Origin of the sequence: Rhizobium freirei PRF 81 (genome assembly GCF_000359745.1) — a bacterium.
Taxonomy (GTDB): domain Bacteria; phylum Pseudomonadota; class Alphaproteobacteria; order Rhizobiales; family Rhizobiaceae; genus Rhizobium; species Rhizobium freirei.
In genome coordinates this window covers 1-24,193 of sequence record NZ_AQHN01000078.1, presented here as the reverse complement: position 1 = coordinate 24,193, position 24,193 = coordinate 1, and the positions used below count along the sequence as shown (strand labels likewise).

The 24,193-nt window shown below is 56.0% G+C and carries 23 protein-coding genes, 2 pseudogenes and 1 other annotated feature; of the genes and pseudogenes, 14 read left to right on the top strand and 11 right to left on the bottom strand.

Features of this window, described 5'->3' with window-relative positions:
* Positions 1–55 precede the first annotated feature (55 nt).
* Positions 56–1,284, top strand: a protein-coding gene (locus tag RHSP_RS21770) for an IS3-like element ISRtr2 family transposase (protein ID WP_076611960.1) whose coding sequence is annotated in 2 segments (ribosomal slippage) — positions 56–344 and positions 344–1,284 — 1,230 coding nt in all. Because the reading frame shifts where the segments join, the coding sequence is not laid out codon by codon here.
* Positions 337–453, top strand: a sequence feature (AL1L pseudoknot). It overlaps the preceding gene by 117 nt.
* A 98-nt stretch (positions 1,285–1,382) precedes the next feature.
* Here the strand turns inward: RHSP_RS21770 and RHSP_RS21765 are convergent.
* The gene (locus RHSP_RS21765) at positions 1,383–1,562 is read right to left on the bottom strand and encodes a hypothetical protein (RefSeq protein ID WP_015342020.1); all 180 of its coding nucleotides are present in this window, start codon (positions 1,560–1,562) and stop codon (positions 1,383–1,385) included.
* A 63-nt stretch (positions 1,563–1,625) separates the two neighbouring features.
* A complete protein-coding gene (locus RHSP_RS21760) occupies positions 1,626–3,218 on the bottom strand; it encodes an isocitrate lyase (protein ID WP_004122955.1) in 1,593 nt (530 codons plus the stop codon).
* 124 nt (positions 3,219–3,342) lie between these two features.
* Here RHSP_RS21760 and RHSP_RS21755 point away from each other — a divergent pair, with 124 nt between their 5' ends.
* The 7 genes from RHSP_RS21755 (at position 3,343) to RHSP_RS21730 (ending at position 11,029) form a co-directional block, all read left to right on the top strand.
* Positions 3,343–4,740 (top strand): helix-turn-helix domain-containing protein, encoded by a 1,398-nt coding sequence (locus RHSP_RS21755; protein ID WP_004122953.1) that lies wholly within the window; start codon positions 3,343–3,345, stop codon positions 4,738–4,740.
* Positions 4,741–5,031: 291 nt separating this feature from the next.
* Positions 5,032–5,928, top strand: coding sequence for an MFS transporter (locus tag RHSP_RS33900; protein ID WP_004122951.1), 897 nt, complete (start codon positions 5,032–5,034; stop codon positions 5,926–5,928).
* 373 nt (positions 5,929–6,301) lie between these two features.
* The gene (locus tag RHSP_RS33895; RefSeq protein ID WP_240535489.1) at positions 6,302–6,736 is read left to right on the top strand and encodes a hypothetical protein; all 435 of its coding nucleotides are present in this window, start codon (positions 6,302–6,304) and stop codon (positions 6,734–6,736) included.
* Positions 6,733–8,139, top strand: coding sequence for a His-Xaa-Ser system radical SAM maturase HxsB (gene hxsB / locus RHSP_RS21745; protein WP_004122947.1), 1,407 nt, complete (start codon positions 6,733–6,735; stop codon positions 8,137–8,139). The genes RHSP_RS33895 and hxsB overlap by 4 nt, the downstream gene beginning before the upstream one ends.
* Positions 8,136–9,218: a His-Xaa-Ser system radical SAM maturase HxsC gene (gene hxsC / locus RHSP_RS21740; protein ID WP_004122943.1), complete on the top strand. Its 1,083-nt coding sequence runs from the start codon at positions 8,136–8,138 to the stop codon at positions 9,216–9,218. Before hxsB ends, hxsC begins: the two co-directional genes overlap by 4 nt.
* Positions 9,215–9,838 carry a His-Xaa-Ser repeat protein HxsA gene (gene hxsA, locus RHSP_RS21735; RefSeq protein ID WP_004122938.1) on the top strand — a complete coding sequence of 208 codons (624 nt, stop codon included), beginning with the start codon at positions 9,215–9,217 and terminating at the stop codon, positions 9,836–9,838. The genes hxsC and hxsA overlap by 4 nt, the downstream gene beginning before the upstream one ends.
* Before the next feature lie 12 nt (positions 9,839–9,850).
* Entirely contained in the window at positions 9,851–11,029 is a 1,179-nt protein-coding gene (locus tag RHSP_RS21730) for a hypothetical protein (protein ID WP_240535488.1), read from the top strand.
* Between the two features lie 756 nt (positions 11,030–11,785).
* Here the strand turns inward: RHSP_RS21730 and RHSP_RS21725 are convergent.
* Genes RHSP_RS21725 through RHSP_RS21715 form a run of 3 tightly spaced genes read right to left on the bottom strand, consistent with a single transcriptional unit; the run spans position 11,786 to position 15,137 of the window.
* Positions 11,786–13,693 (bottom strand): protein kinase domain-containing protein, encoded by a 1,908-nt coding sequence (locus RHSP_RS21725; protein ID WP_004122931.1) that lies wholly within the window; start codon positions 13,691–13,693, stop codon positions 11,786–11,788.
* Positions 13,690–14,460 carry a PP2C family serine/threonine-protein phosphatase gene (locus tag RHSP_RS21720; RefSeq protein WP_037136628.1) on the bottom strand — a complete coding sequence of 257 codons (771 nt, stop codon included), beginning with the start codon at positions 14,458–14,460 and terminating at the stop codon, positions 13,690–13,692. The genes RHSP_RS21725 and RHSP_RS21720 overlap by 4 nt, the downstream gene beginning before the upstream one ends.
* Positions 14,457–15,137: a vWA domain-containing protein gene (locus tag RHSP_RS21715; protein ID WP_004122927.1), complete on the bottom strand. Its 681-nt coding sequence runs from the start codon at positions 15,135–15,137 to the stop codon at positions 14,457–14,459. Before RHSP_RS21715 ends, RHSP_RS21720 begins: the two co-directional genes overlap by 4 nt.
* 1,088 nt (positions 15,138–16,225) lie before the next feature.
* On the opposite strand from RHSP_RS21715, the pseudogene RHSP_RS21710 reads away from it, so the two are divergent.
* Positions 16,226–16,877, top strand: a pseudogene (locus RHSP_RS21710) (ISNCY family transposase); the annotation flags it as partial.
* A 172-nt stretch (positions 16,878–17,049) separates the two neighbouring features.
* Here the strand turns inward: RHSP_RS21710 and RHSP_RS35335 are convergent.
* The 5 genes from RHSP_RS35335 to RHSP_RS36065 form a co-directional block, all read right to left on the bottom strand.
* Positions 17,050–18,819, bottom strand: coding sequence for a GNAT family N-acetyltransferase (locus RHSP_RS35335; RefSeq protein ID WP_004122926.1), 1,770 nt, complete (start codon positions 18,817–18,819; stop codon positions 17,050–17,052).
* The gene (locus RHSP_RS21700) at positions 18,816–19,295 is read right to left on the bottom strand and encodes a coproporphyrinogen III oxidase (RefSeq protein WP_240535487.1); all 480 of its coding nucleotides are present in this window, start codon (positions 19,293–19,295) and stop codon (positions 18,816–18,818) included. Before RHSP_RS21700 ends, RHSP_RS35335 begins: the two co-directional genes overlap by 4 nt.
* A gap of 376 nt (positions 19,296–19,671) precedes the next feature.
* Positions 19,672–19,917: a hypothetical protein gene (locus RHSP_RS36075; RefSeq protein ID WP_376774047.1), complete on the bottom strand. Its 246-nt coding sequence runs from the start codon at positions 19,915–19,917 to the stop codon at positions 19,672–19,674.
* A gap of 118 nt (positions 19,918–20,035) precedes the next feature.
* Entirely contained in the window at positions 20,036–20,323 is a 288-nt protein-coding gene (locus tag RHSP_RS36070; protein WP_420820101.1) for a DUF7146 domain-containing protein, read from the bottom strand.
* Positions 20,230–20,589 carry a hypothetical protein gene (locus RHSP_RS36065; RefSeq protein ID WP_004122923.1) on the bottom strand — a complete coding sequence of 120 codons (360 nt, stop codon included), beginning with the start codon at positions 20,587–20,589 and terminating at the stop codon, positions 20,230–20,232. The genes RHSP_RS36070 and RHSP_RS36065 overlap by 94 nt, the downstream gene beginning before the upstream one ends.
* A 159-nt stretch (positions 20,590–20,748) precedes the next feature.
* Here RHSP_RS36065 and RHSP_RS21690 point away from each other — a divergent pair, with 159 nt between their 5' ends.
* Positions 20,749–20,931 carry a hypothetical protein gene (locus tag RHSP_RS21690; protein WP_240535486.1) on the top strand — a complete coding sequence of 61 codons (183 nt, stop codon included), beginning with the start codon at positions 20,749–20,751 and terminating at the stop codon, positions 20,929–20,931.
* Between the two features lie 236 nt (positions 20,932–21,167).
* Here the strand turns inward: RHSP_RS21690 and RHSP_RS21685 are convergent, their stop codons facing one another.
* Positions 21,168–21,389: a hypothetical protein gene (locus RHSP_RS21685; RefSeq protein ID WP_004122919.1), complete on the bottom strand. Its 222-nt coding sequence runs from the start codon at positions 21,387–21,389 to the stop codon at positions 21,168–21,170.
* A gap of 37 nt (positions 21,390–21,426) precedes the next feature.
* Between RHSP_RS21685 and RHSP_RS35665 the strand changes: the two are divergent.
* The 4 genes and pseudogenes from RHSP_RS35665 to RHSP_RS21670 all read left to right on the top strand — a co-directional run.
* A pseudogene (locus tag RHSP_RS35665) lies at positions 21,427–21,549 on the top strand (non-homologous end-joining DNA ligase); the annotation flags it as partial.
* Between the two features lie 119 nt (positions 21,550–21,668).
* Positions 21,669–21,956, top strand: coding sequence for a Shedu anti-phage system protein SduA domain-containing protein (locus tag RHSP_RS21680; protein ID WP_004122918.1), 288 nt, complete (start codon positions 21,669–21,671; stop codon positions 21,954–21,956).
* A gap of 292 nt (positions 21,957–22,248) precedes the next feature.
* A complete protein-coding gene (locus RHSP_RS21675) occupies positions 22,249–22,827 on the top strand; it encodes an SLATT domain-containing protein (RefSeq protein WP_004122917.1) in 579 nt (192 codons plus the stop codon).
* A gap of 5 nt (positions 22,828–22,832) precedes the next feature.
* Positions 22,833–24,149, top strand: a complete 1,317-nt coding sequence (locus RHSP_RS21670; RefSeq protein WP_004122915.1) for a reverse transcriptase domain-containing protein — start codon at positions 22,833–22,835, stop codon at positions 24,147–24,149.
* Positions 24,150–24,193: the final 44 nt, after the last annotated feature.

Genomic DNA, 24,193 nt, shown 5'->3' with positions numbered 1-24,193 from the left:
GGTGAACCGCGCCGGGTTTGCCGGAGGCTCCAACTCGTGAGAAAGTGGAGCCGATATGAGCAAGACGACCAACAAATTTTCACCTGAAGTTCGTGACCGAGCCATCCGCATGGTTTTGGACCATGAGGCCGAGCATCCATCCCGGTGGGCGGCAGTTTCATCCATAGCCGCCAAGATTGGCTGCTCGGCACATACGCTGCATGAGTGGGTGAAGAAAGCCGATGTTGACAGCGGCAAACGAGCAGGCCTTCCAAGCGATGTCGCCGAGAAGATGAAGGCCCTTGAGCGGGAGAACCGCGAGCTTCGACAGGCCAATGAGATTTTGCGTAAGGCGTCGGCTTATTTTGCCCAGGCGGAGCTCGACCGCCCACTGAAGCGATGATTTCCTTCATCGACGAACACCGCTCAAAGTTCGGGGTCGAGCCGATCTGCAGGCTGCTGCCGATTGCCCCGTCCACTTACTATGACGCCATCGCCAAGCGCACGGACGTGGACCGCCTGTCGGCCCGCGCTCGTCGCGACGCGGCCATGAAGGTCGAGATACGCCGAGTGTTCAATGAGAATTTCCAAGTCTACGGCGTGCGGAAAGTATGGCGGCAGTTGCAGCGGGAAGGCTTCGACATAGCTCGATGCACTGTTTCTCGGCTTATGAGAATGATGGGTCTTCAGGGCATTATCCGTGGAAAGCCCGTCAAAACGACCGTGTCTGACAAGGCCGCTCTATGTCCGCTCGACCGCGTGAACCGCCAGTTCTGCGCTCCCGCGCCGAACATGTTGTGGCTTTCCGATTTCACGTATGTAGCCACTTGGCAAGGCTTCGTTTACGTCGCTTTCGTGATCGACGCGTTCGCCCGCCGCATCGTCGGCTGGCGGGCGAGCCGAACCGCTCATGCGGGTTTCGTCCTCGATGCCCTGGACCAGGCACTCCATGACCGGCGGCCAGTCCATCGCGGTGGGCTCATCCACCACTCCGACAGGGGTGTTCAATACGTATCGATTAAGTATTCCGAACGGCTGGCGGAGGCAGGCATCGAGCCTTCCGTTGGAAGCGTCGGCGACAGTTACGACAACGCTCTCGCCGAAACGATCAACGGCCTCTACAAGGCCGAGGTCATCCATCGGCGGGGACCATGGCGCAATTTCGAAGCCGTGGAGTTCGCCACACTCGAATGGGTGGATTGGTTCAACAACCGGCGTCTTCTGGAGCCCATAGGAAACATTCCGCCTGCCGAAGCCGAAGAACGTTACTATGCCATGCTGGACGAGCCAGCCATGGCCGCATAACTTAAACCAAACGGCCTCCGGCAAACCCGGCGCGGTTCAGGGTTCGGAACGAAACTCTTCGAGCGCAATTGCGACGCGCGATTACAAGAGCTGCGATCTTAAGATATCCGGCCGAGCCGGTGATGCAGGTTTGAGTATTTTACTGCCACTGGCTCGTTTTTCACCACGTGCAGATAGTGGGCGACAGCTACCCGGATGAGCTCAAAGTCCTCTTGCGAAAAGACAGCCCGCGGTCGCTCCAGCAAGATCGGTTTCTTTTTCTCTTCGTCGTTCGACATTACTTCCTCCGGTAAGGTAAAGGACGCAGGCCTGCTGCAGGTCCCTTGCAAGGTAGGTCTGCATCAGGCCGCAAACTGGTTCATCGTGTTATTGGCTCCGCCGGCCTTAAGCGCCGCCTCGCCGGCAAAATACTCTTTGTGATCGTCGCCAATGTCAGAACCAGCCATGTTCTGGTGCTTCGCGCAGGCAATGCCCTGGCGGATTTCCCTTCGCTGGACGTTGGCGACGTAACCGAGCATGCCCTGCGCGCCGAAATATTCTTTGGCGAGATTGTCCGTCGAGAGCGCCGTGGTGTGATAGGTCGGCAGCGTAATCAGGTGATGGAAAATGCCGGCGCGTTTGGAGGCGTCATGCTGGAAGGTCCTGATTTTTTCGTCGGCTTCCCGCGCCAAATCGCTGTCGTCATATTGTTCGCTCATCAGCTTGGCCCTGTCGAACCCAGAGACGTCCCTTCCTTCGCTCTGCCAACCATCAAAAACCTGCTGCCGGAAATTCAGCGTCCAGTTAAAAGAGGGCGAGTTGTTATAGACCAGCTTGGCATTGGGGATCACCTGCCGGATGCGGTCCATCATGCTCGCGATCTGTTCGACATGAGGCTTTTCGGTCTCGATCCACAGCAAGTCGGCGCCATTGTTAAGCGCATTGATGCAGTCAATCACGCAGCGGTCGGCGCCTGTGCCTTCACGAAACTGATAAAGGTTGGAACGCAGCCGCTTCGGCCGCAAGAGCTTCGAGCCGCGCGTGATCAACACGTCGCCGTTGGAGGGTGGCTGGCCGGTGACATCGTCGCAATCCAGGAAGCCGTTGTACAGGTCGGCGATGTCGCCTTCGCTGACGCTGAAGGCGATCTGCTTGGTAAGGCCTGCGCCGAGTGAATCGGTGCGAGCCACGATGATGCCGTCGTCGATGCCGAGCTCGAGAAACGCGTAGCGGCATGCGCGGATCTTGGCGACGAATTCCTCGTGCGGAATGGTCACCTTTCCGTCCTGATGGCCGCACTGCTTTTCATCGGAGACCTGGTTCTCGATCTGCAGCGCGCAGGCGCCGGCTTCAATCAACTTTTTCGCCAGCAGGTAGGTTGCTTCGGCATTTCCGAAACCTGCATCAATATCAGCAATGATGGGAATGACGTGGGTCTGATGATTGTCGACCGCCTGAACCAGCTGCTGTTCCCGCGCTCGGTCACCCTCCACCCGGGCTTTGTCGATTTCCCTGAACAACATGCCGAGTTCGCGTGAATCTGCCTGGCGCAAGAAGGTGTAGATCTCCTCGACAAGGGCCGGCACGCTCGTTTTTTCATGCATGGACTGGTCGGGGAGCGGACCGAACTGCGACCGCAGTGCCGTAACCATCCAACCTGAGAGATAGATGTAACGGCGTTCCGTCGTGCCGAAGTGCTTTTTCAGCGAGATGACTTTCTGTTGGGCAATAAACCCATGCCAGCATCCGAGCGACTGCGTATATTTGCTCGGGTCTTGATCATAGGCGCCCATGTCCCGACGCATGATCGCAGCGGTATAGCGCGCAATGTCTAGACCGGTTCTGAATCTGTTCTGAAGGCGCATGCGAGCGACAGCTTCGGCAGTGAGGCCGGACCATGCGTGGTTTTCGACAATCAAGGTTTTGGCTCCTTCAACACTATCTGAATACGACATTTACTCCTCCAAGGGTCGGCCAGTTGTGTGCACTGCAATAGCGGGTCGCCGTTTTCTTTTCAGCCGGTGCCTTTGTGATGTTGTCAAACTTTACAAGGATATTTTGTAATGCTGTAATCGGTGTATGGAAAAACTCTGCGTTTATCTCGGTCCGCGACTTCGACGCTTGCGGAAAAATCTTGGCCTCACTCAAGCCGACATGGCATCTGACCTCGATGTCTCCCCTTCTTATGTCGCGCTCATGGAGGGGAATCAGCGACCAGTTACGGCCGAGATTCTTCTGCGACTTGCGAAGATCTACAAGCTCGACATGTCGCTCTTTGCCGACGACGGCACGCCCGAAATCCTTGCGCGACTACAATCGACCATGAAGGATCCAATATTCAGTGGCATAGAGATATCACCGCTCGAAGTCGCAGACGTGCTCAGCAGCTTTCCGGGGTTTGCAGAAGCGATGCTGCGGCTCTACACCTCGTACAAGGAGGAACAGATTGTTCTTGCCGATCAACGACAGGCCGCCCTCGACGGAGGGATCGATGAAGGAGCAGATCCTGTTGCGGGCGTGCGACGGTTCCTCGCAGCTCGACGTAATTGCTTTCCTGGCCTTGATGTTGCGGCAGAAAAGTTGGCGGCGGCGGTGAAGGAGGCTGGCGGGCTTCCATTCTATCTTATGCAACGTCACAATCTTCGAGTGAGACGATTACCAACGGAGATCATGTCAGGATCGGTCCGCCGACTGGACCGACACAGGCATGAGGTTCTACTTGACGACTGCTTGGATCTGGCAAGCCAAAACTTTCAACTTGCACAGCAACTCGCCTATCTTGAATCCGAGGGCGATATTCAAAAGTTCGTTCAAGAAGGCAATCTTGCGACAGAGAGTGGGCGACGATTAGCGTACCGGGCGCTCGCAGGCTACTTTGCAGCAGCCGTTGTCATGCCCTACACGCAATTTGCCAAAGCGGTTGAAGCGCGCCGCTATGATGTCGAAGCGCTCTCGCGTCAATTTGGCACCAGTTTCGAACAGACGGCACATCGGCTGACCACACTGCAGAAGCCCGGACAAGAGCGGATCCCCTTCTTCTTTATCCGTGTGGATTCTGCAGGCAACGTGTCCAAGCGCCTCGACAGCGCAAATTTTCCCTTCGCACGACATGGCGGTGGTTGCCCCCTTTGGACGTTGCACCAGGTTTTTACAACGCCGAGGACGGTGGTAACGCAGTGGCTAGAGTTGCCGGATGGCCAACTATTTTTTTCGATCGCTCGAACCGTAAGTTCCGGGGGAGGTGCCTTTGGACTTCCGCGCGTCGATCGGGCCGTGGCGCTGGTTTGCGAAGCCAGCCACGTCGAACGTCTGGTCTATCATAAGGACAACACGTCCGTTGTGCCAACGCCCATCGGCATTACCTGTCGTCTTTGCCAACGCGATAGCTGCACATCCCGGTCGGAACCGCCAATCGGCCGACAGATCTTGCCTGATCACTACCGGCGCACGGACGCGCCATTTGGGTTTTCCGACTGAGGATGAGGGCCGCAGGAGGTGCGCCCTCGTGTTGTATCGGCGCCAAGGTGGAACGAATTCGGATCGGCTCCGCCGTTCAATCCGGGATCGTGGCATGTCACTCCTAAAGTGACGCTCTCTTAGTCAAAAAGCTTCCCGCCAAAGGGCGTCAACCTGTCTATTAATGCAGGTTTCCTGCTTCATCAACGTTGTCGGCGCCGCTGAACAAATCCTACGTTTCGCGCCATCTGGCCCGCCAATCAGTTCTCCAGTCTCGGCCGGCTAATGTAAGCGGTTGCGATCAGTTGGCTGATGGCGACCCTTTCGACCTCGGATGTGATGGTCGCATTGGTCCAGGCGTCTTCAACGTCACCTGCATTCATTCTGGCCATTTTCGTCGGGGCGATCGCTGACAACTTTAGCCGACGTAAGGTGATGATCATTGGCCGAAGCCTTATGATGACCGCGTCCGCCATGCTCACGCTTTCCGTTGCTTTCGACGAAACTGATCCGTGGATCATTCTCGGTTTCAGTTTTCAGGCTGGCTGCGGCATTGCTCTCCACGATCCCGCCTGGCAGGCATCGGTCGGGGATATCGTCGAACGGCCCCACCTGCCGGGTGCAGTCACGCTTATTTCTGTCGGGTTCAATACTGTTCGCAGTGTCGGTCCCGCACTGGGAGGGATCGTCGTTGCCTCAGCGAGGCCCCTCTCTGCCTTTGCGATTGCAACATTTGGTTTTGCAGTTCCGCTGATCACCTTGTGGCAAAATAAATGGAAAACGCTTTCCTCATCCTTGCCGCGTGAGGCGATGTTTACAGCTATCTGTGATGGCTTGCGCTTCACCGCTATGTCCTCAGAAATCAAGGGAACGGTTGCACAGAGCCACTCGCTTTCGGTCGCATTTGGCTGCTCCACGGGCTGGCTGAGTGCCCGGCCGAAATCAAGTGGATCGATACCTAAAGGAACTGGAAGCTTTGAAAACGCCCAAGGCAGGAACCATAAACATGATGACCCAAGATCAAGAAATTGCCGTGCATCGCGTCGCCGAGGTTATGCGCGGTTCCAATTCGGCTGTGGGAGGCCTTGGCCGCTGGCCCGAAGGCTGTCGCCGCAGCTCAGCGTGGTTTGCAAAAAGCGCCGGCGTCTCCCATCATCCCCCAGCTCGACTTCAGCTGTTTGCAAGACATCGGTTCGCATCGGCAAATAGGTATGGTAAATCAATCAGTGGTAGAGCTTCGTGCTACAGCTATTTCAAAGTGACCGTTGCAATATCAAAATTGAAATTCTACTATGGCTTAGGCGAATTTTCCTTTCATTCGCCAAAGTGGCTGCACGAGCAGTCACCTTTGGGCCGCCAATAGCCCCTTCGAGGCGGCCCTTCCTTTGTGAGACGTCAACGGCATTTCGAATATTGGAACGAAAAGGATTCACATCGGCAAAGTGTTGCCCGCCGTGACCGGCAAGGTCGCTATCAAACCACGCCTCCCTGGCTCCTCTGCGATTCGGTGCCAGACAAGGAATCACGAGCGCTTCCTGCTACGGCAAGAGGGCAAATCACGAAAGCACTCACTGGAATAAATGTGGTAATTGAAAACCCAGTCGAATGGATACTTGGTTTGGGACGTCGTGCGCGGGGCTCGAAAGAGAAAATTCAGTGCAACCGTCTGGTGTTTGGATGCCAGCATGGCTACAATCTCAATCGTACGGAATGGGGAGGCTGCACTGACGTGAAACCGCAAAACTCTCACACCTCGTCCCCAGAGAAAACTCGCCGCAGTGCGATCGAGCTCGATCCGACATTCCGTCCATATCTCGCAGTGGCTATCGTTCGGTTTAGTGCGTCGCATCCAGATACAGAAATCGAAATATCGCAAACCATCAGCCTGTTGGATAACGGCGCAGCGCCGAGTGATCTGCTCGTTCGAGAGTTCCACCACTGTCTGTATCGCGAGAAAATTTATGCCGAGACGCTTCCGCTCAGGCGTGCCCTGGTCGACGGTGTCCTCGGGCGATGACCGTATTTCCCCTTAAGTTCAAACCGTTCGGCGCCGGCTATCTTTTTGCGGATGATGCGGGCGGTTACTTCAAAGCCGACGCTCACTTTCTCAATCGCTATGCGACCGGAAAGCTGACGGCACTGGATAGGGGCTTTCTTGAAGCAAATGGTCATGCGTTCAATGAGATCGACGATCCAGCCTATATGGGATTTGCCTACCGGTGGGCCCAACGGTTGCACCGTCCTCAAGAGCTGAATTACGTCATTCTCGTTCCGACCCTCCGTTGCAATTTGGCATGTGCCTATTGCCAGGTGTCTCGGGTGAACGAGAGCACTCCGGGCTTTGATTGGACGGATGAGACGCTTGAGCGCGTTCTCCGATTTCTCGATGCCATGACGTCCGCGAGCGTCAAAATCGAATTCCAGGGTGGCGAGCCACTGCTCCGATTAGACCTATTGGAGAAGGTTCGTGATTTCGCTCGCCGCAAGTTCCAAGAAGTTTTCTTTACGGTATGCACCAATCTGCAATCAGTATCGGAAGAAGCTTGGGATTTCCTGGATGCTTCGGACGTCTTCGTGAGTACGTCACTTGATGGCGAATTTTCGACGCATGAGCGGCAACGAACCGTAAACGCCAAAGACACGCAGCAATTCGTATCGAACCTCAGCTATGCCATCGAGCGCTTGGGGCAGGGAAAGGTCTCGGCTCTCCCGACGCTAGACATCAACCAGTTGCCGAGCGTTTCCGAGATCATTGATACATTTGGCCGGTTCGGATTTCGGTCAATTTTCCTTCGACCAGTTAATCATCAGGGTTTTGCCAGAAAACGGTTTCAGACCACCGGTCTCGAAGACAAATGGAATGCCTACCATGCCGATTTTATCGACGCTCTGATCGAGGACAATTGGACCGCCGGGCAGCCGGTTGAGGAGTTCTATTTCACACACTGCCTGCGGCGGGTTCTGCGTGGCGGCCACAATCAGCACGTCGACCTTCGTAATCCGAATATTCTCGGCCGAGACTACATCGTTATTGACTACGATGGCACCTTCTATCCGACGGATGAAGCCAGGATGGTCACGCGGGTTGGACAGGTCGATCTTAGCATTGGCAATCTTTGTGACGGCATCGACCAGTCCAAGCTAGACGTGCTGAACCAAGAGTCTTCCAATTCATTCCATCCCGACTGCATCCATTGTCCATACCAAGCCGCGTGTGGTGCGGACGTTGTTGACGATCTATCCCGTTATGGGCGCATCGATCTACCGAAGGCCGACACAGCCTTCTGTCGCCGTCATACCGCAATCTTCGACAAGATCTTCGAGCTGCTCTATTCGGCTGACGAGAAAGTCCAAAAGAGCCTTGCGTTCTGGGCCGGAATTCCGGAATTCGATCCGTCACTGGCGCCGGTACACACATGATCGATTTGCGGCTCAAGATCGATGACGTCCCGATCGACAATCCAAGTATCGTTCGCTTGCGCTCGCACGCGGTGGACAGTGAATATGATGCACTCCTGATCGACAGAGATCAGGAAAGTCAAACCTTCGATCTCGCGGGTTACTCGCTTCGCGTCCACTGCGGTCCCGAAACCGATCTTGACGGTGACGTCCTGCTTCTAGTTCCTGGGCGAAAGTCAGCGCATCGATTGGTGCGATCCCGGTCGAGACACAACACCTTCTTGGTCACCGAGCAATGCGACCAGCTCTGCGTCATGTGCTCGCAGCCTCCAAAGAAATATCACGCCGACCTCTTCGACCAGTTCACAGTCGCCGCCACCTTAGCGCCGGAAAACGCTCGGATCACCATATCTGGCGGCGAACCGCTGCTGCACAAAGGAAGGCTGTTTCAGTTTCTTCTAGCAGCCGTGAAAGCCCGGCCGGATATCTCATTTCATGTTCTGACCAACGGCCAGTTTTTCGAACCGGGCGACAGCACCGTGATGGATGAGATCGGACGTGATCGCGTGCTATGGGGCATTCCGCTCTATGCGCCTTATGCGGGACTTCACGACAGCATTGTTGGAAAATCCGGAGCCTTTGAAACGCTGTCGTTGAACTTGACGGCGCTGATGAGGGCGGGGGCAGCGGTCGAGCTTCGTACGGTTGTCCTCCAGCAGAACTGGGATGTGTTGCCACAGCTTGCGAACTATGTCTCGACCCGGCTTCCGTTCATTGACGTATGGGCGATCATGCAACTGGAAAATATTGGCTACGGCAGAATGAACTGGGCCCATTCGTTCAAGGATACGTCGCTGGATTTCGGCCGACTCCGCACAGCCATCAACCTCGCGATTGGGCGCGGTATTCAAACGCTGCTCTATAATTTCCCTCTTTGCAGTGTCCCTCCAGGGTACCGACATCTGGCACCAGGCACGATTTCAGATTGGAAGAACAAATTTTTGGAACAGTGCAGCGGATGTTCGCTGCGCTCTACTTGTGGTGGATTTTTTGAATGGTATAAAGCTGATCAGGGGTTTGGGGGACTCTCACCACAATGAAGAAGCGCAAGATCTACCTGGTGCCGTCGTTGATCGCGGCCGGTTTCATGCCATCGAAAGGTGATGCTGCGCCGATCATCGGCCTTACCGAAAAGAAGCCGGCCGCCACCTTGTTCGAACGGTTGCGGGTCAAGCAGGTCTACACCCTTGCCGGCCATAGCTCGCATTCGAGCCACGCAAGCCATGCCAGTCACGCAAGCCACGCATCCTCAGCTGGAGGTGGCTACGTCCCACGGGGCGATTATGACACTGCTTATCCATCCCCCGATCCGACACCGCGCTATCAGCCCAACCCGGGGCCGGTCATCAGAAGTCTCCCAACCACTCCAAACTTACCGGCGACGACGTCAACTGGCACCTATTCGACGCAATCCTCTTCGACGAGCGCGCAGCCAGTGCCACTGAAGACGTTGCCAGGCAACTCGGACAAATTTCGCCGTATCGTCATACAGGTCCAGACCGCTCTGATCGCATTTGGTTATTTCGGCGGCCCGATAACAGGTCAAGTCGATGCCGCCACGAAGGGCGGGCTCAGTAAAATGCAGGACGCGTACGGTCTCAAAGTCACCGGCACCATAACTCCGCAGGTCCTGTCGGCCCTGGGGATCGCGACGAACTAAACCGCCATGCGAATGAAACGGCGTTTCCTTTATACGATTATCACAATTGTTTTGTCTGTTTCGGTTTCGATGGGCGCCGCGACTGCTGCGGTCTCTTACCGTCATCTCTCCACGACGAATGGGACCACGATCCTTCTTGTTGAGGGCAGCTTCGAGACTGGCGATGATCCTCAACACATCGCCTTAGAACTTGCTGCAAGCCCGGCCAAATACATCGCGTTTAATTCGGCGGGTGGCGATCGATCAATCGCGATGGCTTTCGGGAAGGCAATCCGCAAGACCGGCCTTCCGACGCTCCAGACAAAAGGCTCCCCTTGTCTCGAAACCTGCCTTTTGGCTTTTATGGGTGGCCTTAGTCGTTATGCCGAAGATGAGAGCATAGGCATATCTGTAGAGACGTTTGCGACATCTGCGGAATCTGACGGTCGTCTCAATCCCTCAGTGTCAGCAGCCCTCAAAGACTACCTCGGCACGATGGGTGTCAGCGCTTCGCTTCTGGACGCAGCGTTGTCAATGCCGCTGGGGCAATCGAAAGAATTGAATCTTGTCGATATGGCGGGCTATCAGCTGGTAACGGCCCAGCTCAATGAAGAAAGCGCTTCGGCAGATGAAGTGCAGGATATTCAGCCCACCGATCAAGCAGGGGCAGTGGAAGTGTTCAATGAGTTCCAGCGGGTATGGTCGGGCTCGAGCAGCGAGGCGGTAGCCTTTCTTCGCAACGTCTATGCCGACCGCATCCAGTATTACGGAAAAGACCTTTCGCGAGAAGATGTGCTTAAGGAGAAGAGCGCTTTCGTGGACCGATGGCCGACAAGAATCTACACAGCGCGGCCGGGTTCAGTTCATGCGCTTTGTGCAGACAAGTGTTCAGTCTTCGGCGTTGTCGACTGGTACGCCTTCAGTGCAACCAGAAAAAAGGGTGCTTCAGGCGCAGTCAACCTGGCGCTGACTTGGGACCCGGTTAGTCGAAGGATAGTCAGTGAGACGGGCAGGGTCATTGAGACCGACAAAGCAGTCGCCGGCCCCGATCGTATCATCCGCCGTTGGATTCTCGACGCTACCGCCTGCTCGATTGGGAACGCTGTCGACGCGGAAGTATGCAAATCGCGCTCGATCCTGGAGGCCGATTTGAATAGCTCTGGATGGTGTGATCAGCGGGGATTGGGCTGGAGGCAGTGCGCCAGCCCGTGATCAACTAGCGGCCGCCCTCGCGGCGTGGAGTTTCGACTGACCGTGCTGCAGGAGTCGGTTTGCGAGCAACAGAAAGCACGGGACTGGAGGAAATCATCCCAGGAGGCACCCAGCCAATGGCGTCGCCGGCGCTAACGTGGGTCCAACCCGCTTCTTGCTCCATAAGAGATACAAGGGCGTTCTGCCCAAGACTGCCGACAACGATGTACTTAGGACCAGGGCCGTCTCTGAGTTCAAGAGGTAGCCGAATGTAAGCGAACCTCGCGGCAGGGGGCGGGGTGGCCTTATCGAAAGGATCGACCGCAGGCGCGATGGTGGTCGCCTCCGATTTCTCGATGGACGCGATCAATCCATCGAAGACGTACGGATCAGGTTCAGGGGCGCCGCTCGTTGGCTGCGTGATCGGAAGCCCAGGGCTCGCCTCGGTGCTTTGAGGCGTAGGTGCGGAGAAAGACGGAGCCGCTTCCGAAACGGATGTCGCATTCGCTGTACTGGAAGATGTGGGCGACGGCTCTGCACTTGCAGGAGTCGCGGTTACCACCGAAGTTTGAGACGCAGGAAGCGCTTTTTCCTGAGCGCGTGTTGGGGTAGTAACCGGCGCTGTCACGATCTGATTGCGCGAGGGAATAAGTGACGAAACAGGGGCGTGAGACGCCGTTCCCGGCTTTGACGTCGTATTCGCTGCGAAGACAGCGCCCCCGATCATCGCCAGCATTACCCAGAAGTCTCGGTATGCTCCGGCCACGCGCGTCACCGTTACCCTATATCCATTTGGACTTGCTTAAGCCGCACATACGCTTCAACCAATTGCGGGGGCGGGTTCCTTCGCAGTTCGGAGGCAGTATCCAGAAGTTCCTTGAGCTCATCCGGAGCACGCCTCAGCTCTCCTTCCAGGTCAGCCCTCTGACGCGCTATGTCCGTTTTGACCTCATTGATAGCCTGCGGATCGGTGGCAATGTGACTATTGAATACAAATTTCTTTTCAACAGACGACGACCAACTCGCAAGGGCGTCGGCTTTTTTGGGACCAATGCCGGGAACGGCTAAAACCGAGCGAGTCTTCACATCCCACGCGCTGTCAAAACCAAACGACGAGAGCGTTACCGTCCTGCTCTGTCCAATGCCAGCGATTTTTGCGCGGGAGATCAAGTGCCCCTGCATGTGGCTCCTGAATTGAAGGTCTCTTTTCTTTCGCTCGAGCTCGGCGAGACGTTCGCGTTCCTGTTCCGGAAGTTTGCCATGAGCCGAGGCCAGGGACAGATAGTGGCTTTTTCGTTTCAGGAACACGGCAGGCCCGGCGTGCTCTTCCCAAATTTTCTTCTTCTCCTCCCATGCTGCGGTAGCCGCCTGCAGTTCGACCCTAAATTCTTCCGCAGGACGGCGGGATCGGATCATCATTGTGATTGATGCGATAACCAGAGCTGCACCCCAGAAGCCATTCAACTGGTTTGCAAGGAAAATACCTATCAGCAGTCCCGCAACCGAGGCGAAAAACGCCAGCTGCTTTCCACGTGAGAAGGATACCGCCACAGGGCTGCGGGTGAGAGACGGAACCGCAATGATGCTTTCAGGTGCTGGGGGTTGGTTTGGTGGAGCGGGACGGTTGATCAGAGCAATGAGGTCACCGATGTTCAGTGTGGAAACAGTGCTTGAAATCTTCGCGGCGAAGAGGCTCCTGCCCATCGATTTCTCGAGGCGGCACCAGGGACACGACGAGCTCCGAAAATACGCATGCGATTTGTCAGCAGAGCACTCCAGCAAACCCTTCTCGAGCTTGCCGAGGATTTGGACCCACGAGGTCGCATTCGGTCGACCGCCCGGAAGATCACCACTCTTTCCGAAAGCGGATTCGAATGCGTCGGAAACCTCCTTGCCAAAGTCACCCAGCGCTGGTGTTAGCGGCGGAGGTTCCATGCGCGTCTCAGCCCTGCGTGCGCTATAGGCGAAACGGTGGTCGCCTACAGCGGTCGGGATGTCTATGTCGCCAAGACCGAGATGCTTCCCAGCAAACGGATGTCTCCCAAGAAAAAGCAGCTGAAAGATGAGGACGGCTAGACCAAAGTTGTCGTGGTTCGCCATCCGAACCACTTTTTCGAAGTCCGCGCCTCTCAGCTCAGGCGGCGTGTAATCCGGCACGCCTACGGTGCAGCGATAGACTTCTGGCCCCTTATTGAACTGAAAGGAGTCGCTGTCGATCAGAGTTACCATAGCCTGGTTTGAAACGAGGATGCCGGAGTGGTTTACGTCGCCGACCACGCAGCCCGTGCTGTGGATTGCAGCAAACGCGTTCGCAAGATTGAACGCGCTGCGCACCAGGAACCGGGCGTCGGCAGAAGGAAATTCCGTCCGCCTGCTGCCAGGCCCATAGAGTTCATGGATATTCTTAAAACCTGCGACCTTCTTCATGGAAAACCCCATGAACATTCCGCTCTTGTCACTGACAGTGTCGATCGGGAAGGCGACGATGTCGGTTGTCTTGTGGAGTGCGGCCGACGTCATGGCAAGGATTTTTGCTTTCCTCTCGAAGGCCCTGCCGGGATTATAAATCTTCACCGCCAAATCGCCCGCCTCGTGGACGTGATAGACCGCGCCTTCGCCGCCTTTTCCTAGCATCCCGCCAAGCGTCAGCTTCCTCCCATCCGATCCGAATACGATAGTGCTCATTTGCGCACACCGAGTACGAGCGTCTTGTCGTCATCGGTTCTTTCGCAAACGGATGGGCTTTCAAGATATTCTCGCAGCGCCATCGACAGAGGAAGGTTCCTGCCGGCTTCCTCCGAAAGAGCCAGCGGCGTCACCATCCGATTGAAAAATGGCTCATGAGCCGAACGATTTGCGCTATTGAGGACTAGACGTTCGATGCCGTCGGAGAAGACTGCAAATCGATCGACACGACGGTCATTTCGAACGAAAGTGAGATGCGGTTGGGGATCATCGGTGATGAAGGTGGTTGTCGATGCATATTCGCCTTGATACGGCCACGACGGCACATCCCAGGCTTCGTCTCCTTCGTAGCGTACGACAGCCGCGCCATCGCCGATGTGAAAGATCACAGTACCGTTTTCAGACATGAGAGCAGCAACGCTTGTGGCCGCGAAATCGCGTCGCTGTGTTCCAGAGCGACTAGCCTTCGCGCTGATGTATTCGCGGATATCGTCTATCCAGTCCCAGACCATTTCTTCACGAAGCTGGGAGAGGGAGTGATTTGCGAGATATCCGCGGATGAGCCGAAGCAGACCAATGCAGACTGATTTGGAACCAATCTGCGCCAGTTTTGCGCTTCCCGCACCATCTGAAACGATCACTGCCATAACGGTTTCATCGACGCTGGCTAAAGTCTCACTCAATGCAAAATCCTGACATGGCAAACCCGTCTTCACATGGGAGGTGCCACGAGCACGGGCCGCAGCCCATCGCCAGCCGTCGGTCATGCGATTGAGGCCCATCCGTCTGGCGTTGCAGGATTAGAGAGAGGAACGGCGTCACCGGGATTGGATTGCGAGACCGAGCTTAGAGAGCTGGAAAGCCACTGGAACAGATCTCGAAACCTGAGTTCCTTCAGCGCCAAAGGCTGGCGCACGCAGATATGGGAAAGCGTTTCGAAATTAGCACCGTCGACGCCGACAGCAAAAAAGCTGAAGGCCTTTTCAACTTCTCCAGCCTTGACCTGCGCCGCCGCACTCTGCCAGGCGTCTGTTGGGGCTCCGTCCGTAATCAGGAAAACCCACGGGCGATAGTATGAGATTCCGTTTTGGCGATAGGAGTTCTTCCGGTCGCGCAGGAGCCGGAGGCCCTCCTCGATTGCATGGCCCATTGGCGTATCTCCCTGTGCGGCCAACTCGGGGACGATCCAGTTTTGCATGCTTGTAAAGTCGTTCACGATGGTCACAGGGCCGAAGGAGACTATGCCTATCTCAACGCGCTTAGATGCGAGAGAGTCCGCATAGAGTTCGTCTTTGAACTGGACGAGACCTTCATTGAGTTCCCTAAGCGGGCGTCCCCGCATCGAACCAGAAACGTCTAGCAATAAAAGGCAGGGACAACGCGGTTCGGGATTGTCCACGAACTCCGCGCCATCAAAGGGAATTTGCTCAAACGGATTCGGCATGTGGTTCTCCTCAAGCTTGCGAACAATGCATAGCAGCTCTCGCCGGCGCTGCATTTACAAAAGAGCGCTCAAAGATATTTTTTCGCCGGGTGTGGCTTTTGGGAAAAGCACCGGAACCGCGACTCTCGGGCTCGAGATGGCAGCATCGAGGTGTTACCGAAGTGCGCCGTGCAAAAGTGCAAGCAGCCAGGCGACGACTAGCACCCAAAACACGGCCGAGTACATTATTCCGCAAGTGCGGCTCCGATAGCGGCGGCCAGTAGCAATGACATTGCCGAATTTAGGAAAGTGATACTGAAACCATAAGATGGCCTTGCCGGGAAATAGAAATACCATCCACCAGAGCCGCGGCCGAGTGCTCGAGCCGCTTTGTGATGAGGGGAGCTGGTGCATTGCCATCGCGATCTCGTTGCCTGCGGACTAAGATTCGTCAGGCAGCATATACGAGTCTCTGGGAGAAGCTACCCAGGGTTTTTCTCAGACCGACGTTATACAATCATGATGTTCAATTTAGCTCGTGGACGCTGCCGACAGCAATCTTCTTCCCACCTGGGTTCGTATTGGTCGTTGGCGACCGCAGGGCGGTGAATCGGGCGGAGAACGCCATCGACACTTCCAAGCGTGCTCTCCTTTTTGATCACGGCGTGGAAGTGCCGAACAAATGGGCGGCGATCTCCGAATTTACGCGGACCAGGAGGCTCCGAACCTCAAGCTAACAAGGGAGCCGTTGCGGAAGCCGTGGCCATTGCGCCCGGCCTATTTTGGAAGACCATTCGAAAGGGTTGCGGTTTCGATGAGACATTGGGGCGTTTGCGTTTGCTGCAATTGCAACCAAAGTTAACCGAGCGAAGTCTGGCGAGGTGGTACGGACCTGAGTAGCGTAAGAGGCTACGGCGCGCCCTGCGATTGGGCGTTAACGCTCGTTTATGACGTTGCCGAGTGGCGTAGACGATCTCGACTTTGCACGTGCACGCTCAAACGCACCGAGTCTGCTCTTCATCGAAGAAATCGATTCCGTTGGACCGTGCGGCGAGAAAAAAGAGGGCGTCTTTATCACGGCGCCTGTATTTTCCCTGAGCGTCGTCTAGGCTGCCGAACTGCTTGGGCTGGGCCGAAGTCAGGTTCACAGGCTGCTGCAGGCTTATGACCATTCAGGTCCGGCCGGCCTCGTTTCGAAGAAGCGAACGCAGCCGGGCAACCGGCGCCACAGCGAGGAGTTTCGCAATGCGGCGCTGGATCTGATCCGCGAGCGCTGTCTGGATTTCGGCCCGACACTGGCGCGTGAGAAGCTGATCGAGTTGCACCGGATCTCTGTTGCCAAGGAGACGCTGCGGCAATGGATGACTGAGGCCGGCATCTGGATCTCGCGCCGGGAACGCAAGAAACGGGTTTTCCAGCCGCGTGGCCGGCGCGACTGCTTTGGCGAACTGGTGCAGATCGACGGGTCGCATCACTGTTGGTTCGAGAACCGCGGCCCCAAATGCGCCCTACTCGTCTATATCGACGATGCCGCCGGAAAGCTTCTGCATTTGCGTTTTGCCGGATCGGAGAACACGTTCGACTATCTGCTGCGACGAAGGCCTATCTGCAGCAATGGGGCAAGCCGCTCGCTTTCTATAGCGACAAGCATGGTGTCTTTCGATCGACACATCCGTGAAGAAGGACCGGACGAGCGGCCTGACGCACTTCGGCCGGGCGCTTTATGAGCTGAACATCGACATCATCTGCGCCAAAACCCCCGCGGATCCTCCGATCCGACCAGGGCGGCGCGTCCCGACCGCGATCCCGACCATCCGTCGACGCCTGACTGCGGCCCTGGCCAACCGCCTGCAACGATGTCCGTGCTGTACAAGGGCCATGGACAGCCGCGGCAAATCCGCGGTTTATGACGCAGTAAGACTAGACGACCCCATCAGTCTGAATTCCCGGGTCGCTTCTCAGCAGAAATCAACAAGTCATCCTGGCTGGCGAGCCGCTTCTCGTAGAAAATCACGGCATACCCATGCAGCATCCCCTCACCGCGGCGACTATAGCCAGACGTCTCATACATCATTTGAGCCCCGACCTGGATGGTTGTTGTTTCGAGCATTATGCACTTGATACCTAGGGCAGCGGCGCGCAGCTCCAATTCACTAAGTATTCTCCTTCCAAGCCCTCGTCGTTGAAAGGCGGGATCGACCCGCATCCGCTTCAGCTCTGCAACATCATCTTCGGCAGGTTTCAGTCCACCCATAGCGACGAGTTGGCCGCCAATATGAGCAACTACAAAATCTCCGCCTGAGGCTAGATATACGTCCCCGACATTACGCAAATCATCCTCCCATGCCCCTTCCGGCCCATGTACACCAACACCGTCGGATGCGCTTCGATGCAACCGCCATACATCGTCAGCATCTCCTACCTCGAATCGGCGAAAGACCACTTCGTCTTGAGACATTGACCATTTTCGCCTGATGTCGGAGATATGCTTGATCGAGGAAAATGCCGCCTCTAGCTTTGGTGCGCTCCCTAACAGCCGCTGCGACAACACATCCTCAATCCTTTCCGACATATCAACTCCAACAATTGGGAGACCCGGCCCTACCGTATATTTCAGGGCCGCACGACGATGCATCCGGGTAAACCGATCCAGCGCACAAACACAGGACGCGTGCAGCTCTCGGATTTCGCTGCTCTGGCGCTCCACGATGGACGAGACCGTTGCGAGCTTAGGGAAAGGCGCTTTCCCTTCAAGCCAGCTTGGCTGGGTTCTCGCGCGCACCTTGTCTGGCGATAACCAGCGAAATACGTCGTCAATGCATTTTTGAGGATAATATTCCGACAACCGATATACATCCTTGTAGAATTGCGGCTTCTGGCGCAACAGCTCTTCGCCGATCAGAAGAACCGAGACCGCCACGATGCGGGCAGAGAAACGACCGCTTGGGCCAAGCCTATCCTTGTAAGGGTTCTTTCCGTAGAACATGCGAAATTGCTCGAAAAGATCGTGCGACATATGTTCATAAAAACGTTCCAAAACATAAATGGCTGACTCCAGCGACTTCATGCACAGCGATAGACACTTGCGTGCATCTGCCGCGACCGTGTCTCGCAACTCAAGCAGAGCTTCTATTGCCGACTGTAAGTCACCCTCAATAAGTTGATGGCCGAGGCAAAAATCGCGCTCCTCGACCCCAGCTGAACCGAGGCAATATACGCGAGGATCCCTCTCCACTGGGTTGGTGAGGATCATGTCTTCATAGGAGAGGACATCAATGCTAGGCTGCCGCTGACGACTTAATTGTGCAATACGCATCAACGGTTCTCCTACCGCCAACTCCGCATCGACGGGATTGAGGCCGGCAAACGCGGACATCTGATAAGCACAATTGACGAGATACTGAATGTCTGTCTTAGCCACTCCGAAGTCGGACTGGGGCAGATTTATTAGCTGCGCCTCACAGTCTGTTCCCCGTATCATTGCGTTGATGCTCTGCCCGAGCGCCTTAACCGCTTCATCTGGCCGTTCATTCCCTTTGATCTGCGCAATTTGGTGCGGGAGTTGCTCGGCGACGAAATCGCTGACAATCCCAAGCGGGCGTTTTGCCTGGCTGCGGTCGATGCTGTCGACCAGGTGAGAAAATATCCCCCGCGCCTGATGGGCGGGTCGATCTGGGATGGAAAAGGACGAGGTGAAGGTCATTGACGAGGTCCCCCGACTTCGCCGAAACACAGCTTGCATTTTCGCACTTGAGCCGTACCGTCCCGCTGGCGAGTAATCGTGCTCTTCCAAGAGGTCGGTCTTCTTGTCCCTATCCTGCTATCGTTGTAGGCTACCCGATCAAGCACCTGGTCCGAGAAAAACAGCAGAGACACAGCGCCTGAATTGATGATGCCGGCGGAAGTCAGAGAAAGTACGCCGTCGTTAGAGATGAATACAAGGTCGGTCTCCTTCAAGATTTCAAGCTCGCGGGGAAAGTATTTTTCGAAGGGCACCCCAAACTCCCGTGCGAAGCGGGATAACAACACTCCGCTGCTTCGCAACGCAAACATTACTGTCCTGCCCATCAGATCGTCCTCTAACAGTGCGACACCTTTCCAAATCGGTTTATCGCCCGCTTCAACTCTAGTCAGATACCGATCAAAATCGGCCTCAATATAGAACTGGCGCTGGCTCATGGAGCCAAATCCGCTAACCCCAAACGGCACAAGATTATTGTCGTTCCAGGAATCGTACTTGCAAGACTGTCGAAAGGAGTGCGATTGCGACGCCTTCGTCCATAGAAAATCGGCCCGTGACGATAGCCAAGCGCGGTGAGGATGTGCTCCGCCATAAAATGCATGATTATCCATTCCTTGGAGGGCAAGATGGGTCTTGCAATCGTGAGTCGTGGGAGTTCAACAAACCCATTTATTCCAGTCCCTTTAATTTTGCCGAGCGATCGCTTCGCTCCTACCTGGCAAGCAACTTCGTCGGCTCTCAACGGCGGGGCAAAGTTCATACCAATTTGTATTTTGGCGCTAAAAAATAGATTGTAGATTTCCTTTCAGTTACTTAGCGAAAACATCGAGGAGGCCGGCTAAACAAGCCTATGTCCAAAATTCGCCAAAACAGCCATAAATTGTCGGACACCGTCAAAGGCCGCTGAGCCTCATCGTCGGGGACGAGTTGATCGCCGAGCCATGCCGCGAGGTGGGCCCGGCCGAGATGAAGCAGATCGTCGTTGAAGTCGCCGAGCTGCGGCCGCAACACCAAGGCGAGGATCCCGGACTCGCCTGCGCGCTGGCTGAGACGTTCGATGCAGTGCCGGCCGGCAGAGTCGGCATCGGCTGCGATGTAGAGGCGACGGCAGCCAAGCGGAAGTCCGGGCCGGCGAGGTGATTGGCCGAGGCGGCGGCGGCCACCGGCAGCGCCGGCATCACCACCTTAAGCGAAGCCATCGTCTCGAAGCCTCGCCGGCGGCCATGACCGGGACGGGCGCACCGGGCTGGTGGCCTAGCAAGATGCCGTTGCCAAGAATATCCCCCAGCGAGCGGCGTGGATCCGCGAGTTGCGCCTTGCCCTGACCCGAAGGATCAAGCCAGGTGCGCTGCAGGCCGCTGACAGCGGCAATTAGGGCAGGAAGAGTCTGCGTCTCGCCCGTAACGAGATCCCTGTAGTAGCAGCCGGGATGGAAGCGCAGCGCGCGCTCATGCGGGGAGAGCAGAATGCCGCGACCGGCGAGGTATCGTTCGGCAGCGTGCCGGCGATCGGCTGAGACATGGCGAACAGTCTACGCGCGGCCTTCGGGGAGCCGCGTTTCGCCGCTGGCTGGCGCTGCGCGCCTGGGAGCTGGGGAGGTGGCAGCGGCATGGAGAGGAAGCGACGTGCTTCATCCGCGACTTCGCGGAAGTCGACCAGACCACAGCTTTCGCGGATGACATCGAGCAGATCGCCAAATTCGGAGGTCGCCTCGGCTCGTCTCCACTGCATGATACGCTCGCATCACGACGCCCGCGAACATCAAAGCGGCACTGCCACCCAATCTGCCCTCGTACGCTGAAGTACGTGGGGCACATTCGATGGCAACTTTTCAGTGACGAGCATGGAAGTGTGCATAGCCCTGAAGCCCAGAAGTGGCGCTACGAGCAGATGAAGGCCAATCTCGCGATCTCCGGCATGGAAGTGGATCCCGAGCTAGAAGCCATGACTGAGGCATGGGAAGCGAACGGTCAGGGGCCTGATTGCGCGTGCTGCACACTACCGACCGATCTCTTCGGAGAAGACCAAGATCAGGGCCATCTGCTGGGGACGGCCTTTTTCTTTGTCCGATGAGTCGGAACCTTCGACGGTGATTCGTCTTGAGCCGCGAATCGCTTTTCGGAGGTATTGCGTCATGGCCCGAGATGTCGAAATTTATGCTCAGAAACCGTTCTCTAAACTCCCTGTCGATCTGCGGAAGGAAGTTCTGCAGAAGATCTCGAAGCGGCTCCATTACGTCGCCCTGCTTGCCCGGACGTGATGGACGATTTCGACCGAGACATGATGACCGAGTCCCGGCATTAAGGGCGTCAGGGCAGTCGCTTCAAGAGCCGAAGCCTGTTTCCCGGCGCAAACTCGATGATCTTGTCCTGCTCCAATGCGACGAGCACAGCCATGATCTCATCTTGCGTAAATCCTGCCGCGGTGAGTGGAACCCCGATGTCGAACAGGTTGATCATCATGTCGGGCTTCAGCTTCAGGGACCGAAGCTTATCCGTCAGGGCTATTTCGGTTTCTTCAAAGCGGCTCATATCAGCTTCTTAACGCTTTTCCGGCTGGAATAGCACCATGTCCAAGCCTCCGCGTTCGAAACCGCTCCTCCAAGACACTGACGGTCCGGCCCGGTCGAAGCCACTGCGTCGTCGCGATCCCGCACAGCCGAACCTTCTGCTCGACCCCAACCGTGACAGGCCGACGGTCGACTATCTGATGAATTTCACCGAGTACTCAGTTCTTGTTGAAATCACACGCCGATATTCCAGCAACGCCGCGCCGGAAGGTCAGGGACTTGGAGATTCAGCGGCGAATTCATGGATGCCGTGTCCCAGGTTCTCGAACAGAAGGCAGGATGGTTCATTCAAGGCCAGACCGGCCAAAACTTCGACAAGACCGGCAATCGCCGCATGACCGCGAGGACGCGGGATCCCAAGGCGATCCTGGTGATTGGGCGGGGCCGCGATATCGAAGGCGATGGAACCTCCCGTGACGCTGAGGTCAGACGCGACACATTCGAACTGTTTCGACGTTACACCCGGAACCTGGACATTGTCACCTTCGATGAATGGCTTGATCGAGCGAGATTTATTCCGAGAGACTGAGCCGAATGATGCCTCTCTTGTGACGGAGGAACTGGAACACCAAGGACGCCTCCCGCCTTTGCCGAACACGGCGAGGCGCTGCAAGCACAAGTCGTCAGCTAGTTGAAAAAAACTACAACTACAGTTAGATGGTTTGCGGTGCGGGCGGAGCGGGTAAAGCCGCTGGCTCAGCTTGCTGGGTTCTGGTCACAAAGGGGCGCGTTCTGCGCGTCGGCCTATGGCTACATTCGATTGAGTGTTTAGTTGCTTTGAGTTTTTGCGTCCGCACCACTTCAGTTCTTGCGAGAAAGATATGACGCGTCCTAGTCCGAGTACGATCAACGACACGATCTGGATAACGTCCCGAGTTCGAATGATCGCAGAGCGCAAAGCTCTGCGGAACCAAAACATTTCATACCTCGCGGTGACTTATTACTCTGTATTCTCAGTCATCCTTTCCATCTTCGAGTCCTTCTACAGCGTTCCGTACCCGGAACTCGGCAAGCTGAACCTGGCGTCGTCGGTGGTCGTGCTTGTGGCGTCTCTAGTCGCGGGCGGTTTCCGGATGGAGGCTCGGGCCGCTTCGTTTCGCGAGTGCTATCTCAAGCTGCAGAAGCTCTACGACGAAGATCTCCCGGATCAGGACAAGAAGCTTCGATATCGGGACATCCTACTCGACTTCCCAAATCATTCGAACCACGATTACACGGACCTTCTCGTCAATCACATGCTCCTCGAAGGGAAGGAGCTTACCAATCACGGCAAGCCCCTAACATGGACGTGGTTCCAGTTCTTTTCGTTCTTCGGGCGGCGAATCCTTTACCGGTCGATCATCGCCGCATTATTTCTGGTTCCGGCGGCGTTCCTCATGTGGCCATTTCTTCACGGGTGAGGTTGATGCAGGCCAAAGAAAAGTTCGACGAGCAGTTTGCAATCGGGAACCTGCAATCGATCTTCGATGAGCGAATTGCCGCATCCGGAACGATCGGAAAGGACGGTATCGACCCCGGAGCCTTTCAGAAGAACATCGATGCCGAGTTGGCGCTCATCAGGAAACGGGTGTATGCCGACTCCTATCGGTTCACGTCCTTCAAACAGCGCTTGATATCGAAGGGAGCGGGGAAGGCGCCGCGCGAGATCGCGATAGCGGGCGTTAGAGACCGGGTCACCCTGAGAGCCCTCACGAACGTGCTGATGCACGTCTTTGATGACGCGAAGCTCCCTCCCGCCCACTTCATCGTGAAGGACCTGTTGGAGTTCGTGCGGCCGCTGGCAGACGATCACGTCTTTCTTCAACTGGATGTCCAGGACTTCTATCCGAGCCTCGACCATCAGCTCTTGCTAAAGCGGATCCGAACGCGAACCCGATACAGGTTCCTAACCTCTCTGGTGGACTCCGCAGTCAAGACGCCTACCGGCGACGGTAAGAAAGCGAACGGTGTCGGAGTTCCACAAGGACTCAGCGTGTCCAACATTCTCTCCTCGATATACATGATGCAGATCGACGAGAACGCCCACGACCGCTTCCAATATTATCGGTACGTCGATGACATACTGGTGGTCTGCAAGGCATCCGACGCCAAGCGGCACTTCCGATGGCTGAAAGGCAGGCTGTCAAAGGCGCAACTGACATGTCATCCGCTCGAAGAGGGCAGCAAGTCGAAGATCGTTCCGCTTTCGACCGGCGTCGACTATCTCGGGTACCACATCACGCCGAAGCTTGTGTCTGTGCGGAAAAGCTCCTACCGACGGATGATGACGACGATAATGTCGCTTATGACAAGCGCGAAGTATCGTGCAAACCACAAGCGCCTGCTGGCGAAGCTCAATCTCAAGATCACGGGGTGCATTCTTAACGACAAACGCTACGGCTGGATGTTCTTTTTCTCGATGACCCAGGACGTGAAGCAGCTCAAACGGCTCGACCGCTTCGCCGCCCGGCTGTGGAGGAAACTTGGCATGGCCGGGCAGGGGAAGCCAAAGACCTTCGTGAAGGCCTACCATGAGATTCGATTCAACATGGCGAAATCGAAATATATCCCACGGTTCGACGACTATTCCCTGGAAAAGAAAATGCAGTTGATCGCGGATCTCCAAGGGGTCGAGCTCGATAGCATCAAAGACTGGACGGAGGAAAAGATCAACAAGATGTTCTGGCGTCTGGTCCGGAGAGAGGTGAGCGAACTCGAGAAGGATCTTACACCTGTTAGCTAATGCCAACGGACAAACGTTACGAACAAATCCAAAATGGCTCGGCC